Source organism: Kitasatospora sp. NPDC059462, from assembly GCF_042749955.1.
Lineage (GTDB): Bacteria > Actinomycetota > Actinomycetes > Streptomycetales > Streptomycetaceae > Kitasatospora.
Window position 1 is genome coordinate 1 of record NZ_JBHYUU010000179.1, and the last position, 16,080, is coordinate 16,080.

At 74.9% G+C, this 16,080-nt stretch carries 13 protein-coding genes; 4 read left to right on the plus strand and 9 right to left on the minus strand.

What is annotated here, in order from left to right; all coding sequences use genetic code 11:
- Positions 1-133 precede the first annotated feature (133 nt).
- Together ACFXAM_RS31540 and ACFXAM_RS31545 are read right to left on the minus strand one after the other, a co-directional pair.
- Positions 134-646, minus strand: coding sequence for an isochorismatase family protein (locus ACFXAM_RS31540; RefSeq protein ID WP_380296410.1), 513 nt, complete (start codon positions 644-646; stop codon positions 134-136).
- Positions 647-652: 6 nt separating this feature from the next.
- A complete protein-coding gene (locus ACFXAM_RS31545; RefSeq protein WP_380296412.1) occupies positions 653-1,318 on the minus strand; it encodes a TetR/AcrR family transcriptional regulator C-terminal domain-containing protein in 666 nt (221 codons plus the stop codon).
- Between the two features lie 157 nt (positions 1,319-1,475).
- On the opposite strand from ACFXAM_RS31545, the gene ACFXAM_RS31550 reads away from it, so the two are divergent.
- A complete protein-coding gene (locus ACFXAM_RS31550) occupies positions 1,476-2,780 on the plus strand; it encodes an MFS transporter (RefSeq protein ID WP_380296414.1) in 1,305 nt (434 codons plus the stop codon).
- Positions 2,781-2,802: 22 nt separating this feature from the next.
- On the opposite strand, the gene ACFXAM_RS31555 is transcribed toward ACFXAM_RS31550, so the two are convergent.
- The 5 genes from ACFXAM_RS31555 to ACFXAM_RS31575 form a co-directional block, all read right to left on the minus strand.
- A complete protein-coding gene (locus tag ACFXAM_RS31555; RefSeq protein ID WP_380296416.1) occupies positions 2,803-3,960 on the minus strand; it encodes a hypothetical protein in 1,158 nt (385 codons plus the stop codon).
- A 151-nt stretch (positions 3,961-4,111) separates the two neighbouring features.
- Positions 4,112-4,348 carry a hypothetical protein gene (locus ACFXAM_RS31560; RefSeq protein ID WP_380296418.1) on the minus strand — a complete coding sequence of 79 codons (237 nt, stop codon included), beginning with the start codon at positions 4,346-4,348 and terminating at the stop codon, positions 4,112-4,114.
- A 232-nt stretch (positions 4,349-4,580) separates the two neighbouring features.
- A complete protein-coding gene (locus ACFXAM_RS31565) occupies positions 4,581-5,843 on the minus strand; it encodes a sugar ABC transporter permease (protein WP_380296420.1) in 1,263 nt (420 codons plus the stop codon).
- Positions 5,840-6,628 (minus strand): ATP-binding cassette domain-containing protein, encoded by a 789-nt coding sequence (locus ACFXAM_RS31570; RefSeq protein WP_380296422.1) that lies wholly within the window; start codon positions 6,626-6,628, stop codon positions 5,840-5,842. Before ACFXAM_RS31570 ends, ACFXAM_RS31565 begins: the two co-directional genes overlap by 4 nt.
- Before the next feature lie 92 nt (positions 6,629-6,720).
- Entirely contained in the window at positions 6,721-7,815 is a 1,095-nt protein-coding gene (locus ACFXAM_RS31575) for a substrate-binding domain-containing protein (RefSeq protein WP_380296424.1), read from the minus strand.
- 273 nt (positions 7,816-8,088) lie between these two features.
- Here ACFXAM_RS31575 and ACFXAM_RS31580 point away from each other — a divergent pair, with 273 nt between their 5' ends.
- Positions 8,089-8,988, plus strand: a complete 900-nt coding sequence (locus ACFXAM_RS31580) for a LysR family transcriptional regulator (RefSeq protein WP_380296426.1) — start codon at positions 8,089-8,091, stop codon at positions 8,986-8,988.
- A 314-nt stretch (positions 8,989-9,302) separates the two neighbouring features.
- Positions 9,303-13,175: an amino acid adenylation domain-containing protein gene (locus tag ACFXAM_RS31585; RefSeq protein WP_380296428.1), complete on the plus strand. Its 3,873-nt coding sequence runs from the start codon at positions 9,303-9,305 to the stop codon at positions 13,173-13,175.
- Positions 13,176-13,219: 44 nt separating this feature from the next.
- Here the strand turns inward: ACFXAM_RS31585 and ACFXAM_RS31590 are convergent, their stop codons facing one another.
- Both ACFXAM_RS31590 and ACFXAM_RS31595 read right to left on the minus strand, forming a co-directional pair.
- Positions 13,220-13,585 carry an ArsR/SmtB family transcription factor gene (locus tag ACFXAM_RS31590; RefSeq protein WP_380296430.1) on the minus strand — a complete coding sequence of 122 codons (366 nt, stop codon included), beginning with the start codon at positions 13,583-13,585 and terminating at the stop codon, positions 13,220-13,222.
- 85 nt (positions 13,586-13,670) lie between these two features.
- Positions 13,671-14,009, minus strand: coding sequence for a hypothetical protein (locus ACFXAM_RS31595; protein WP_380296432.1), 339 nt, complete (start codon positions 14,007-14,009; stop codon positions 13,671-13,673).
- A gap of 374 nt (positions 14,010-14,383) precedes the next feature.
- On the opposite strand from ACFXAM_RS31595, the gene ACFXAM_RS31600 reads away from it, so the two are divergent.
- Positions 14,384-16,036 carry a cytochrome bc complex cytochrome b subunit gene (locus tag ACFXAM_RS31600; protein ID WP_380296434.1) on the plus strand — a complete coding sequence of 551 codons (1,653 nt, stop codon included), beginning with the start codon at positions 14,384-14,386 and terminating at the stop codon, positions 16,034-16,036.
- Positions 16,037-16,080: the final 44 nt, after the last annotated feature.

The following is a 16,080-nucleotide window of genomic DNA, read 5'->3' on the forward strand; positions in this document are numbered from 1 at the left end:
GCGGCCACCGGCGGCGAGGTCAAGCCCGCCGTCCTCGTCGTCCGCGGGGGGGTGGCCGCCCCGGCCGCCGCCCGGCTGCTCGCCGCGGCGGGCGGCCGGCTGCGCGAGGCGCTGGAGCTGGCCCGCGGCGGCGTCAGCCGAGACTGACGCCGCTGCGGTCGACCACCTCGCCGAAGCGGGGCAGCGAGAGGGCGACGGAGGCCCGGTGCTCCTCCTCGGTCAGGGCCGTCATGGCCTCCTCGACGAACACCAGCCGGTAGCCGTGGTCGGCGGCCGCGCGGGCGGTGGACTCGACGCCGAGGTTGGTGGCGATGCCGCCGAACACCAGGGTGTCGACGCCGCGCTCCCGGAGCAGTTCGTGCAGGCCGGTGCCGTGGAAGCCGCCGATGGTGCGCTTGACGACGGTCTCGTCGGCCAGTTCGGCGACCTCGGGGAGCAGGTCGCTGCCCGGCGGCTGCTCGGCCACGCCGGGGCGTTCGACCCGGATCGCGATCACGGGCGCGCCGGCCGCCCGGAACGCCGTGGCGAGGTCGAGCGCGGCGGCGACCGCCTCGTCGCCGGGGCGCGGGGCGAGCGGCAGGGCGGCGATCCGCTCCATGAGGTCGACGAGGACGAGGGCGGTGCGGGCGGGGTCGAGGGTGCGCATGGTCGGTCACCGTAGTGGACCGGCCGCGGCCGCGTCCCCGGTATTCCCGGCCTCGCGGGCGATCTCGGCCCGGAAGCCCTCGATCAGCACCCGCAGGCCGTACTCGAAGTCGGCGTCGTGGTCGGTCATCCGCAGCACGTCGGCCGCCTCCCGCAGCAGCGGCAGGTTCTGCAGCGCCTCGTCGGGGAAGGGCGCGCCGTCGCGCCGTTCGGCGTCCTGGCGCCAGGCCTGCTCCTCGGTGACCCAGCCCATCAGGTAGCGGTCGACGGTGAGCAGCAGCCGCAGGGCGGTGCGCGGGCGCAGGCCCGCCCCGCACAGTGCGCGCAGCTGGGCCTCGACGGCGGGCAGTTCGCCGGCCGTGGGCAGGGTGCCGGCGTGCACCCGGGCGCCGTCGCGGTGGGCGAGCAGGGCGCCGCGCTTGGCCCGGGCGTCGGCGGCGAGCCAGTCGGGCCAGTGCTCGGGGCCGGGTTCGCGGTCGTGCGGCAGGGCCTCGGCCAGCATCGCCTCCGCCATCAGGTCGAGCAGTTCGCGCTTGCTCCTGACGTGCCAGTACAGGGCCGGGGACTGCACGCCGAGCTCGCGGGCGAGGCGGCGGGTGGTGAGCCCGTCGATGCCGACCTCGTCGAGCAGCCGCAGCGCGGTGCGCACGACCTCGTCCCGTGTCAGCGCCATGGTGTTCCGCCCTTCCGGCGCCCTCCGGCGCCCGTGCCGGCCGCCCGGTTATTCGCTTGGCAGCCCACTTTATCGCTGCTAAGTTCCGGACCGGCTTTATCGGTGATAAGGACGGCGGAGCCGCGCCGCCGCACCCCCGGAAGGGACCGACACACCCATGACGACCCCCGAAACGGGCCCGCGCCGCCCGTGGTCCCGGCTGCTGCCGAACACCGCCCCCTGGCGGTCCTCCGCGGACTTCCGCCTGGTCTGGACGTCCGGCGCGGTCACCATGCTGGGCTCGGTGTTCACCCTCACCGCGATCCCGCTGCAGATCGCCGACGCCACCGGCTCGCCGCTCGCGGTGGGCGCGGTCGGCGCGGTGGAACTGGTGCCGACGGTGCTGTTCGGCCTGTACGGCGGGGTGCTCGCCGACCGCCTCGACCGCCGCACGGTGGCCCTGGCCACGGAGGCCGCGCTCGCCGTGCTCAGCGCGCTGCTGCTGCTCAACGCGCTGACCGGTGCCCCCGCGCTCTGGCCGCTCTACGCGGCGGCCGGCTGCGCCGCCGCGCTCCAGGGGATCCAGCAGCCCTCGCTGGAGGCGATGGTCCCCCGGCTGGTGCCGCACGACCAGCTGCTCGCGGCCGGCGCGCTGCTCTCGCTGCGCTGGACCGTGGTCGGCCTGGCCGCGCCCGCCGCCGCGGGGCTGGTGATCGCCACCGCCGGGGTGCGCACCGCCTACCTCCTCGACCTGGCCACCTTCCTGGTCTCGCTCGCCCTGCTCGCCCGGCTCCGCCCGCTGCGCCCGGCCCGGGAGGAGACGGCGCCCGCGCTGCGCGAGTTCACCGAGGGCGCCCGGTACGTGGCGCGCCGGCCGGACCTGGTCGGCACCTACCTGGCCGACCTCGCCGCGACCGCCTTCGCCCTGCCGACCGCGCTCTTCCCCTTCCTCGCCGACGACCTGGACGCCCGCTGGGCGCTCGGCCTGCTCTACTCGGCCTCGGCGGCGGGCGGGCTGCTCGCCGCCGCGACCAGCGGGTGGACCACACGGGTGCACCGGCACGGGCGGTTCGTCCTGCTGTCCTGCGCGGCGGTCGGCGCGGCCACGGCGGCGGCCGCGGCGGGCTCCGGCGTGGGGGCGGTGCTGCTCTGCCTGGCCGTGGCCGGCGCCGCGCACTGGGTGGGCGACACCTTCCGGGGCGCGATCTGGAACCGGTCCGTCCCGGACGCGCTGCGCGGCCGCGCCGCCGGGCTGGAGCTGCTGACCGGCACCTGCGGTCCGGCCCTCGGCGACCTGCGGGCGGGTGGTCTGGCGGCCCGCCAGGGCGTCCGGGCCGCGCTGCGCACCGGCGGCCTCGCCTGCCTGGTGAGCGGCGGGGTGCTGGCCGCCGCACTGCCGGCCCTGTGGCGGTACGACGACCGCACCGATCCGCACGTCGCGGAGGTCCGGGCGGCCCGGACCGGGGAGGCCGGCCCGGCCTGACCGACGGGCCCTCCCCCGCCGGTCAGGGCCGGGCGAGGCGCCCGTAGAGGGCGGCGATCCCGCCCTCGTCGGCGATCAGCGGCAGCGTGTCGAAGAACAGCTCCCAGGTGCCCCCGGGGCCGAAGCGCTCGACGATGCCGAAGGACACCTCGGTGCCCTTCCCGGTCACCGGGTCCCTGCTCCACGCGGGGACGGCCGTGCCGTGCCACTCCACGTAGGCCATGCTCCGGCCGAAGGCCACCTGCCCCGACTCGAAGCGGAGGTCGGCCTGCTCGAAGAGGCGCCGCAGGTAGGAACCCTTGCCCTCGGCGGTGGCCAGCGGCGCCGCCAGGCCGGGGCCGCCGAGGCGCGCCCCGCCCGCCCGGCCGGCCAGGGCGGCGACGTCCTCGCCGTTCCAGGCGGCCAGCCGGGCGCCGATCTCCGCGGCGCGGAACGGCTCGGGGCCGCGCCGGTCGGCGGGCGGGGCGGGGACGCCGGCCGGATCGGCGATGCCGTCGAAGAGCGGCCGCAGTTCGGGGGCGACCGGCGCGAACAGCGCGTGGCGGTCGTAGTAGCGGCGGGCCTGGACGGTCCGGCCGTCGTCGGCCAGCACGTTCCGGGCGATCTGCGGGAAGGCGACCGGCCGGCCCTTGACGGTGGCCTCGTTCCACTGGCCGAACATCACCACCGCGCCGTCGGCGACCACCTCGGTGCCCCGGTAGCGGAAGTCCGGGACGAGGCCGAGCGAGCGGGTGATCGAGGTGCCGATCGCGGGCAGCCCGCGCTGCGGGGCGCCGCCGGCCTCCCAGAGGGTCGCCTCGGGGTCGAAGATCGCCTGGTAGAGGCGGACCCGGGGGTGGTCGAGGTCGCCGGGCGCGGGCGGGGTTCCGGTCGGGGCCTCGCCGAAGGCGATCTGGCGCCGGAGGAAGGCGCAGGCGTTCGGGGTGAGCCGGCCCTCCAGCCGCTCCAGCCGGTCCTGGACGCCGTCGCACTCGGCGAGCCCGCCGGACGCGTCGCCGTGCGCCGCACCGGCCCCGGCGGCGGGCCCGGTCGCGGTGGTGACCGCACCGGACGCCACCGCACCGGACGCCACCGCCGCGAACGCCACCGCGGCGGCCGTCGCCGAAGCCGTCGCGGCCGCGGACAGCGCGGTGCGGGCGCCGCGCCCCGGTCGGTGGGTGAGCCGGCCGATCACCGTCATGTCGATCCCCTTCCGTGGACACCGCGCCGGGTCGGAGGGCGTCTCCGACCGGCGGTGATCACCCTGCCGGACCGGGTTCGGGGGGTCGATTACCTCGGAGGTCATGCGCGCACCGCCGGGCGGCGGCGCCGCGCGGAGGCCGAGCGGGCGGTCAGACCTCCTGGGCCTCCAGCCAGTGCAGCAGGACGGTGCGCTCGGTGTCGGTGCCGGCCGGGCTCGCCGGGTCGAGCGCCCAGTGCCGGATCCGGCGCACGGTCTCCGCGTCGAGATCGAGGTAGAGGCGCCAGTGCGCCTGGGGGTGGCAGTCGGCCTCGCGGGGTTCGCCGCACTCCTGGCAGTGGGTGAAGAAGGCGTCGACCAGTCGGTGCACGATCGTGTCGGCGGGCATGGGCGGCGGGGGTCCTCACTGGTTCGGCAACCGGGGTTCACTGGTGCCCGCCGCTGCCCGTGGCTCGTGGTGCGGCGGATTTGTATGTCCAGGGTGCGGAACCCGGTGGGGCGAACGGCAGGGACCAATGTCACCTCCCGGAATCCCGGCCGGAGCGGGTCGGAGCCCGGTCCCCGTGGGGGTGGGGACCGGGCGGTCGGTGGGGCGGCGGGCGGCCCGGGGGGCAGCCAGGTCAGCCCCGGCCGGCGGACTTCTGGGTGCGCCGGGAGACCGAGTCCAGCACCACGGCGGCCAGCAGCACCGCGCCGGTGATCATGTACTGGATGGCCTGGGCGGCGTGCACCATGTCCAGCCCGGTGGTGATCGACTGGATCACCAGCATGCCGAGCAGCGCCGACCAGGTGCTGCCACGGCCGCCGAACAGGCTGGTCCCGCCGATGACGGCGGCGGCGATGGCGCTCATCAGCACGTTGCCGCCGCCGAGCAGCTTGTCCGCCGAGCCCTGCTGCGAGGCGATGAACAGCCCGCCGAGGCCCGCCAGCGTGGCGGAGACCGTGAACACCGCGATCCGCACCCGGGCCACGTCGATGCCGGCCCGGCGGGCGGCCTCGATGCCGCCGCCGACCGCGAAGACCTGCCGGCCCCAGGGGGTGCGGCGCAGCACGAAGTCGGTCAGCACGACCACCCCGAGCAGCACCACCAGCGGCAGCGGCAGGCCGCTGTCCTGGTTGAGCGTCCAGGCGCCGGCCGGCGCGACCACGGCCAGCGCACCGGTGCGCAGCGCGATCCCGCCGGGCGGCCGGGCGGGCAGGCCGGCGGCGGTGCGCCGGCGGGCGGTGAGCAGTTGGGCGGCGAGGTAGCCGCCGACGGAGAGGACGGCGAGCAGCCAGGCGAAGGCGATGTCGCCGTCGCCGAGGAAGTGGTTGTCGAGGTGGGCGACGACGCCGTCCCTGATGTTGTTGACGGTGCCGAGCCGGCCGAGCACGTAGTCCTGCAGGCCGCTCCAGGCGAGCATCCCGGCCAGGGTGACGACGAACGCGGGCACGCCGATCCGAGCGAAGAAGAACCCGTGCACGGCGCCCATCGCGGCGGCGGCGAGCAGGCCGAGCAGCACGGCGAGCCACTCGTTCAGGCCGTGGCGCACGGCGAGGACGGAGGTGACGGCGGCGCAGGCCCCGGCGACCGAGCCGAGCGAGAGGTCGATCTCGCCGAGCAGCAGCACGAAGACGACGCCGACCGAGATCAGGCCGTAGCCGGCGATCCATTTGGTGATGTTGGTCAGGTTGTCGGCCTGGAGGAAGTGGCCGGTGACACTCTGGAAGACGATCGCGATCAGGATCAGGCCGAGGACGACGGGCAGCGGGCCGAGGTCGCCGCTGCGGATGCGGCGCCGGACCTCCTCGGCGTAGCCGGCCGCGCCGCCGCGGCGGACCAGCAGCCGCGGGTCGGCGGCCGGGGCCGGGGCCGGGGCCGGGGTGCTCTGACCGGTACTCACTGCGCCTCCTCGGCGATGCGTGCCTGACGCCGGGTCACGGCGTTGTCGGTGGCGCCGGTGATGGCGGAGATGATCTCCTCGTTCGAGGTGCCGGTGACCGGGAACACCCCGTTGTTGCGGCCGAGCCGCAGGACCGCGACGGTGTCGGCGACCGCGCGGACGTCCGCCAGGTTGTGGCTGATCAGGACGACGCCGAGGCCGCGCTCGCGCAGCCGCTCGACGAGGTCCAGGACCTGCGCGGTCTGCTCGACGCCGAGCGCGGCGGTCGGCTCGTCGAGGACGACGATCCGCGGGTCGCCGACCAGGGCGCGGGCGATGGCGACGACCTGGCGCTGTCCGCCGGAGAGCGCGGCGACCGGGATCCGCACGCTGGGGATGCGGATCGACAGGGTGTCCAGGAGTTCCTGGGCGCGCCGCTCCATCGCGACCTCGTCCAGGGTGGCGCGGCGGCGCAGCTCGCGGCCGAGGAAGAGGTTGGCGACGACGTCGAGGTTGTCGCAGAGCGCAAGGTCCTGGTAGACGGTGGCGATGCCGAGCGCCCGGGCGTCCTGGGGGCGGGCGATCCGCACCGGGCGGCCCTCCCTGCTGATGGTGCCCTCGTCGACGGGGTGGACCCCGGCGATCGTCTTGACCAGGGTGGACTTGCCGGCGCCGTTGTCGCCGACCAGGGCGAGGACCTCGCCCGCGCGGACGTCGAGGTCGACGGCGGTGAGGGCCTGGACGGCGCCGAAGCGTTTGGAGACCGCGCGCAGCGCGAGGACGGGTGCGCCTGTCACGTGAACCATCTCCTGCGGAAGCGAAAGCGGAAGCGGGTGAGGGCGAGGATGCGGAAGCGGGTGCGGGTGCGGGTGCGGGCCGGTCCGGGTCGGCCGCGCCGTCACACGAGCCCGGCGGCGGCGCAGGCGGCGGCGTAGTCGGCGGTGCAGATCTCGGCGGCGCGGTAGAGGCCGTCGGCGATGACGGTCGCGGTGATGTCGGCCTTGGTGACGACCTTGGGCTCCAGCAGCTTGGCCGGGATGCCCTTGTCGGTGGCGCTGTCCACGGTGCCGGTGGCGACGCCCTTGACGTCCTGGCCCCGCAGCAGGTTGACGGCCAGTTCGGCGGCGCTCACGGCGAGCGGCTTGTACGCCTTGTAGATGGTGTACGCCTGGTCGCCGGCGACGATCCGCTGGATCGCGTCGAGCCCGGCGTCCTGGCCGCCGACCGGGACGCTGATGCCGGCGGCCTTGAGCTGGGTGATGATCGCCCCGGCCATGCCGTCGTTGGCGGAGTAGACGGCCTGGAAGCCGTCCTTGCCGAGCTGGGTGATCGCGGCGCCGGCCTTCTGGCCGGCGACGGTGGGCTTCCACTCGCCGGACTGCTCGTAGACCACCTTCCTGATCCTGCCGTCGAGGACCTTGTGGGCGCCGGACTTGAAGAGCGCGGCGTTCGGGTCGGCCTCGTCACCGTTGATCATCACGATGTCGGCCTCGGCGGCCCTGGGGCCGAGGGCGTCCAGCAGGGCCCGGCCCTGGAGTTCGCCGACCTTCTCGTTGTCGAAGGAGACGTAGGCGGAGACCGGACCGGTGGCCAGCCGGTCGTAGGCGACGACCTTGACGCCCTTGCCGGCCGCCTCCTGGGCCCACGCCTGGGTGGACTTGGCGTCGAAGGCGTCGAGCACGATCACCTTGACGCCCTCGGCGATCAGGGTGTCGAACTGCTGCTTCTGCTTGGCCGCGCTGCCCTCGGCGTTGCTGTAACGGACCTTGCAGTCGGGGCAGAGCGAGGCGACCTCGGCCTCGATGAACGGGCGGTCGAAGGACTCGTAGCGGGTGGAGGAGGCGTTCTCCGGCAGCAGCAGGCCGATGGACCTGGTGTCGCCGGAGGCCGCGGCGTCCTTCTTGTCCCCGCCCGCCTTGCCGCAGGCGGCGAGGGTCAGGGCCATCGAGATCACGGCGGTGCCGACGAGGGCACGACGCGTCATGGCGTTCATGGGGAAGCCTCCGTGACAGGGCCGCACCATTGCGGCGAGGTGCCAGGAGTTAACCCGGACATGTCATGTACCGTCAATAAGTAAACCCGAACCCGGGAGGATCCCGGCAGATTCGCCGCCTTCGTGAACAAGAGTTTGATCATCCGTCGGCGAAGTGCGCCGCCGCGCGTCCCCTGCGACCGGGACCGGGACGTCCGGTCTCGTCCGTGGCCTCCACGCCGGGAACCGCAAACCCAGGCGACAAGCGAATGTCTCGCATGTTATCCATGCGGGATGGACATGGCCTGGCTCGACGTCTTCCGCACCACCGCCCGCCTGGGCTCGTTCACCGCCGCCGCGGAGCAGCTGGGCTTCACCCAGTCCGCGATCTCCCGCCAGATCGCCACCCTGGAGGCCGAGTTCGATGTCCAGCTGTTCGACCGGCTGGCGCGCGGAGTACGGCTCACCGAGCACGGACGGACCCTGCTGCCGCACGCCGAGGCCCTGCTGGACCGCCTGGACGGCACCCGGCAGGAGCTGGCTTCGCTCACCGAACTGGGCCTCGGCCGGCTGCGGTTCGGCGCCTTCGACAGCGCCAACGCCGCCCTGGTCCCGGCGGCACTGGCGGCGTTCCGGTCGGCCCGTCCGGGGATCGGCATCTCGCTGACCGAAGGGCTCTCGGCGGAGCTGCTCGACCGGCTGCGCGACGGCGGGATCGACCTCGCGGTGGTCGTCGCCCACCCCGGGCACCTCTACGACACCGACCTGTTCGACCTGAGTCCGCTGGTCGAGGACCCGGTGCTGGTGGCCCTCCCGCCGGACCACCCGCTGGCCGCCCGTTCCCGCCTGCGGCTCGCCGAACTCGCCGACGAGCCCTGGATCGCGGCCGGCCGCCGCCCCGGGTCCGCCCTGCTCGCCGCCTGCGCGCGCAGCGGCTTCCGGCCCCGGATCGAGTACGAGGTCGGTGCCTGGACGGCCAGACTGGGCCTGGTCGCCGCCGGGTTCGGCGCCACCCTCATCCCGGCCCTCGCCGCCCGCGGGGCCCGCCCGGACGTCGCCCTCGTCCCCCTGCATCCCGAGGACACCCCCGTGCGCACGGTGCACACCGCCACCCTGCGCGGCCGCTCGGCCCCGCCCGCCGTGACCGCCTTCCTCCCCCACCTGGCGGCGGCCACCGCAGCGCCCCGGTCCTGATCCGGGGCCGCCGCGGTACGGACGACGGCGGTGCGGACGCCCGCCGCGGTGCGGCCGGCAGCGGCCCGGAGGCCCCGCACCCGGAGGCCCCACACCCGGCGGCACGCGCGGCGGGCCGGTCCCTCGAACGCCGCCCTCGCGGCCGGGACCTGCCCGGGACACCCGGGACCGCGGCGCTCCCCGGCCCGGGCGGAAAGCCGGACCGGGTAGCGGCCGTCGCCCCAGGCGGCCGGGACACCGGGCGGCCGACCGTGGAGGTCACGCCCGGTCGGCGCACCGGGCGGCCGTACCGGCCCGACCCAGGGAACCCCCTCATGACCGCAGAGTCCGTCCTGTCCGCCGTTCTCCTCGACGCCCGCCGATCCCCCTGCCTGCCCGACCTGCTCCGCGCCCAGGCCGCCGCCCGGCCCGACGCCACCGCCGTGACCGGCGGGGGCGGCCGGCTCTCCTTCCGTGAACTCGGCGCGGCCGCCGACGCCCTCGGCGCGCAGTTGCACCGGCTCGGGGTGGCCGCCGACGACTGCGTCGGCCTGTACACCGAACCGTCGCCGGAGCTGATGACCGGCGTCTGGGGCATCCTGCACGCCGGCGCCGGGTACCTTCCGCTCTCCCCGGAGTACCCGCAGGAGCGGGTGCGCTGGATGATCGAGTCCAGCGGGACGCGGGTGATCGTCACCCAGGAGCACCTGCGCTCCCGGCTGGCCGAGCTGGTCCCGCCGGGGGTGCGGATCCTCGTCCCGGCCGAGCCGCCGGACGCCGTGGAGCACCCCGACGCCCACCCGATCCCGCACCAGAGCCAGGGGCCCGCCGACCCGCGCCCGGAGTCGCTGGCGTACGTCATCCACACCTCCGGCTCCACCGGCCGCCCCAAGGGCGTGATGATCGAACACCGCAGCATCGTGTCCCAGCTGCGCTGGCTGGCCGACGCCGGGCACCTCGGCCCGGACGCCGTCGTCCTGCAGAAGACGCCGATGAGCTTCGACGCGGCCCAGTGGGAGATCCTCGCGCCCGCCGCCGGGGCGCACGTGGTGATGGGCGCGCCGGGCGTGTACCGCGACCCGGAGGCCCTGATCGACACCGTGCTCGCGCACGGGGTGACCGTCCTGCAGTGCGTGCCCACCCTGCTCCAGGCGCTGCTGGACACCGAACGGCTGCACCGCTGCACGAGCGTGCGCGGCCTGTACTCCGGCGGCGAGCCGCTGTCGGTGCGCCTGGCACGGGCGCTGACCACCGCGCTGCCGGGTGCCGAGCTGGTCAACCTCTACGGCCCGACCGAGTGCACCATCAACGCGACCGCCCACCGGGTGGACCCGCGGGAGCTGGGCGACGGGGGCGGTTCGGTGCCGATCGGCGTGCCGGTGGACCGCACCCGCTGCTTCGTGCTGGACGAGCAGCTGGCCCCGGTGGAGCCCGGTGGCACCGGCGAGCTGTACATCGGCGGCGTCCAGCTGGCCCGGGGCTACCTCAACCGGCCGGATCTGACGGCGGAGCGGTTCGTCGCCTCGCCGCACCTGCCGGGCGAGCGGCTGTACCGCACCGGCGACCTCGCCCAGTGGAACCCGGACGGCACGCTGCACTGCGCGGGCCGGGTGGACAACCAGGTCAAGCTGCGCGGCTACCGGGTGGAGCTGGACGAGATCGCGCTCGCGATCGAGGAGCACACCTGGGTGCGGCGGGCGGCGGCGGTGGTCACCGACGACGCCCGCACGGGGCACCGGAACCTGGTGGCCTGCGTGGAGCTGAACCCCAAGGAGGCCGCCCTGATGGACCAGGGCAGCCACGGCGGCCACCACCAGTCCAAGGCGAGCAAGCTCCAGGTGCGGGCGCAGCTGTCCAACCCGGGCGTGCGCGGCGCGGCCGAGCTGGCCGGGCGCCCGGTGGTGGAGCTGCCGGGGCGCCGGGAGACCGGACGGCAGCGGCGGGAGACCTTCGCCCGCAAGACCTACCGCTTCTTCGAGGGCGGCCCGGCGACCGGGGACGACCTGCTGGCGCTGCTCGCCGCCCCGCACCCGGGCCCGGCCCCGGCGCCCCGGGAGGAGCCCGTCACGCTCGCCGAACTGGGCCCGGTGCTGCGGTGGTTCGGGCAGTTCCACAGCGAGGAGCGGCTGCTGCCGAAGTACGCCTACGCCTCCCCCGGCGCGCTGTACGCCACCCAGCTGTACCTGGAGACGGACGGCTCGCACGGCCCGGCCGCCGGCGTGTACTACTACCACCCGGTGGAGCACACGCTGGTGCGGGTCGGCGAGGCCGCGCCCGGAGGCGTCCCGCTGTCCCTGCACTTCCTGGGCCGGCGCGGCGCGATCGAGCCGGTGTACCGCACCAACATCCAGGAGGTGCTGGAGTTCGAGACCGGCCACATGCTGGGCGTGCTGGAGGAGGTGCTGCCGGAGTACGGTCTCGCGGTGCGGCCGCTGGGCCACGAGCCGGGCGTGCAGCGGCGGCTGGACGTCGCCGAGGAGGACTTCTACCTGGGCAGCTTCACAATCGCGCCGGACGACGGGCGGCCGCGCCGGGACGAGGTCGAGCTGTTCGTCCAGGCCCATCCGGGCGGGGTCGAGGGCCTGCCGGCGGGGCTGTACCGGTACGGGGGCGGGGAGCTGACCCGGATCTCGGACGAGGTGGTGGAGTCCCGGCACGTCATCGCGATCAACCAGCAGGTGTACCGGCGGGCGGGGTTCGGCGTCACGGCGGTGAGCCGGGCGGCCGAGCCGTGGCTGGAGTACATCGGCCTCGGTGCCCGGCTGCACCACCTGCAGCGCAACGCGCTGGGCTTCGGGTTCATGTCCTCGGGCTACAGCTCGCGCAGCGGCCACCCGCTGCCGTCCGCCCGGCGGATGGAGGCGGTGCTGGCCGGGTGCGGGATCGCGGCCGGTCCGTCGTACTTCTTCCTCGGCGGGCGGGTGAGCGAGGAGCAGGTCCGCAGCGAGGGCATGCGGGAGGACGCCGTGCACATGAAGGGTCCGGCGGAGCTGATCAGGGACGAGCTGGCGGCGGTGCTGCCGGACTACATGGTCCCCAACCGGGTCCTGGTGCTGGACGAGCTGCCGCTGACCGCCAACGGGAAGGTGGACGCCAAGGCGCTGGCCGCCGCCGAGCAGGTCCGCGACGCCGGCACGGGCGCGCCGTTCGTGGCGCCCTCGACGCCGACGGAGCGACGGCTGGCCGAGGTGTGGGCGGGCGCGCTGAAGTACGAGGCCGTCTCGGCGGCGGACCAGTTCTTCGCGGCCGGCGGGAACTCGCTGATCGCCGTGGCGCTGGTCAACCGGGTGAACCGGGAGTTCGGCACCCGGCTGCCGCTGCAGGTGCTGTTCGAGTGCCCGGGCCTGGCGGACCTGGCGGCGCGGATCGACGCCGCCCGGGCGGCCGGCGGGGCGGCGGGTGCGCCGGTGTCCCGGCTGGTGCCGCTGCACCGCGACGGCGCGGGCGACCCGGTGTTCTGCTGGCCGGGCCTCGGCGGCTACCCGATGAACCTGCGCCCGCTCGCCGGGCGGTCGGGCCGGCCGTTCTTCGGGGTGCAGTCGCACGGCATCAATCCCGGGGAGACGCCGTACCCGACGATCCGGGAGACGGCCGCCGCCGACGTGGCGGAGATCCGCCGGATCCGGCCGCACGGCCCGTACACCCTGTGGGGCTACTCCTTCGGCGCCCGGGTGGCCTTCGAGGCGGCCTGGCAGCTGGAGCGGGCCGGGGAGCGGGTGGCGGACGTGCTGCTGATCTGCCCGGGCAACCCGGAGCTGCGGCGGGCCGACGGGGAGCGGTACGGGCGCGAGTCCTCCTACCGCAACCCGGCGTACCTGACGATCCTGTACTCGGTGTTCACCGGCTCGATCGCCGGGCCGGGGCTGGCGCGGTGCCTGGCGGAGGTGGACGACGAGGACGGCTTCGCGGCCTTCGTCCACCGGCTGCTGCCGGACCTCGACGAGGAACTGATCCGCCGGATCGCCCGGATCGTCGGGGAGACGTACGAGTTCGAGTACAGCTTCCGCGAGCTGGCCGAGCGCCGGCTGTCCGCCCCGGTGACCGTCTTCAAGGCCACCGGTGACGACTACTCGTTCATCGAGGGCAGCTCCGGCTGGTCGGCGGCCGCGCCGGGGACGGTGCGGCTGGCCGGCGACCACTACGGCGTGCTGCGGGAGCCCGGGGTGGCCGAGCTGGCCGCCGCGATCGCGGCCGCGACGCACGGCTGACGCGCCGTCACCGCGCCGCCGTCACCGCGCCGCCGTCCGGGGTCCTAGCGGGCCCCGGCCGGCGGCGCCGGCGGGTCGGCGGGCGGGTCGGCCCGGCGCCGGTCCCAGTCGGCGGCGAGGCCGGCCAGCCAGCGCGCCGTGTCGTCCAGGGCGGCCGGGCGGACGGCGTAGCGCACCTCGCGCCCGGCCCGGTGGCCGGCGACCAGTCCGGCGGCGTCCAGCACCGCGAGGTGCTTGACCACGGCCTGGCGGGAGACCGGCAGGCCCCCGGCGAGGGTGGTCGCGGTGGCCTCGCCCCGGTCGGCGATCAGGTCGAGCAGCCGGCGGCGGGTCGGGTCGGCGAGCGCGCCGAGCACGCCGTCGACCGCCTCGCCGCCGGGGCCGCGCCGCACCGTCGCGGCGTCGTTCATGGGGCTGCTCCTCGGCCGTCACAGCAGTGGCAACCCCATGGTTGCACCTTGCCGGGACCAGGGGCAATCCGGCGCCCGGGGGCGGTCAGCCCCACCACTGCTCGGGGACGGCGACCGGCTCGGGCTCCTCCGGCTCGGCGGCGGCCCGGGCGGGACCGCCGGTGACGAGCAGTCCGTCGGGGCCCGTGCCCGCCACCAGGTAGCCGGACTCGCGCAGCACGGCGGCGACCGCGCCGGTGACCGCCGCCCGGATGCCCTCGGCGGGCGGCGGGTCGCCGGCCGTCCCGCCGGCGGGCGGCCAGCCGATCACCACCCCCTGCGGCCCCGGGTCGATCCGCAGGCCGGAGGGCCCGCGCCCGGTGTCGAAGCCGGCCCTGGTCAGGTCGGCCGTCACGTCCTCGAAGAGTTCCCGGTGTTCCACCATTGGCGCAGCGTAGGCCCGGCCCCGCACCCTCCCCGGGCGCGGCGCGCGCCGAAACGCTTCTCCTCGCCGCCAACAGCACCCGAGCGCAGCATCGGGGCCGCGGCCGGGCCCCGGACCGGGGCGGGGGACCCCCGGACGGGCCGACACGAGCGGCCGGACGGGCCGATGGACGTGCACAGTCGGCGCGCTCCCGACAGCATGACAGAGTAAGCGCTCCATCACTTTGAGCAACGGGGCGGCGGGTCGCCGGATCCGCACGCCGGGCTGCCCGGCACCCCCGTATCGAGAGGTCCGATGATCACATCACTCCATCGGCCGGCCGTCTCACGGCCGGGCGCCCAGGACGTGCCGCCGCGAACGCCGGGGAGCCCGTCGTGAGAGCCGAGCAGCAGCCGGGCCCGGGACCGGTCACCAGCACCCGCGCGGCGCCCGCCAACAAGGCCGAGGCCCTCGCCGACTGGACCGACGGACGCCTCGGCATCTACGCCCTGTCCAAGTCCAACCTGCGCAAGATCTTCCCGGACCACTGGTCCTTCATGCTGGGCGAGATCTGCCTCTACACCTTTGTCATCATCATCCTGACCGGCGTCTGGCTGACCCTCTTCTTCGTCCCGTCCATGGGCGAGGTGACCTACGAGGGGAGCTACATCCCGCTCAAGGGCATCCGGATGTCGGAGGCCTACGCCTCGACGCTGAACATCAGCTTCGAGATCCGCGGCGGCCTGCTGATCCGCCAGATCCACCACTGGTCCGCGATCGTCTTCGTGGCCGCCATGTTCGCCCACATGTTCCGGGTCTTCTTCACCGGCGCCTTCCGCAAGCCCCGCGAGATCAACTGGCTGTTCGGCGCGGGCCTGCTGATCCTCGGCATGTTCGACGGCTTCATGGGCTACTCGCTGCCCGACGACCTGCTCTCCGGCACCGGCGTCCGGTTCATGGAGGGCGCCGTGCTCGCCGTGCCGATCGTCGGAACGTACATCGAGATGTTCATGTTCGGAGGCCAGTTCCCGGGCTCCATCATCGTGCCGCGGCTCTTCACGGTGCACATCCTGCTGATCCCGGGGATCATGCTCGGCCTGCTGGTGGCCCACCTGATCCTGGTCTTCTACCACAAGCACACCCAGTTCGCCGGGCCCGGGCGCACCAACGAGAACGTGGTCGGCATGCCGCTGATGCCGGTCTACATGGCCAAGGCCGGCGGCTTCTTCTTCCTGGTGTTCGGCGTCGTCTCGGCGATGGCCGCGATCGCCACCGTCAACCCGATCTGGGCGTACGGCCCGTACCGGCCCGACCAGGTGTCCACCGACGCCCAGCCGGACTGGTACATGGGCTTCTCCGAGGGCCTGATCCGGATCATGCCGGGCTGGGAGATCGGCCTCTGGGGCCACACCCTGGTGATGGGCGTGTTCGTGCCGCTGATGATCTTCCCGCTGGTCCTGGTGGCGATCTGGGCGTACCCGTTCCTGGAGGGCTGGATCACCGGCGACCGCCGCGAGCACCACATCGCCGACCGGCCGCGCAACGCTCCGGTGCGCACCGCGTTCGGTGCCGCCTGGATCACCCTCTACCTGATCCTGCTCGCCGCCGGCGGCAACGACCTGCTCGCCACCCACTTCCACCTGTCGATCAACGCGATCACCATCGCGGCGCGGATCGGCTTCTTCATCGGCCCGGTGATCGTCTTCGTGATCACCAAGCGCTGGTGCCTGGGCCTGCAGCGGCGGGACAGGGAGAAGGTCCTGCACGGGCGCGAGACCGGCGTCATCAAGCGGCTGCAGCACGGCGAGTTCGTCGAGGTGCACGCCCCGCTGCCGCAGGACCGGCTCTACACCCTCACCTCGCACGAGCAGCCGCAGCCGATGGTGCTGCCGCCCGAGGTGGACGAGAACGGGGTGGCCCGCAAGGTGTCGGTCTGGACCCGCGCCCGGGCCAAGCTCTCCCGCGGCTTCTACGGCGAGGGCGCCCAGATCGCCAAGCCGGCCGCCGAGGAACACCAGGAGATCAGCAGCGGCCACGGCCACCACTGAGACCCGCGCGCACGGGCCCGCCGCGCACCCGAGGGGTGTGCGGC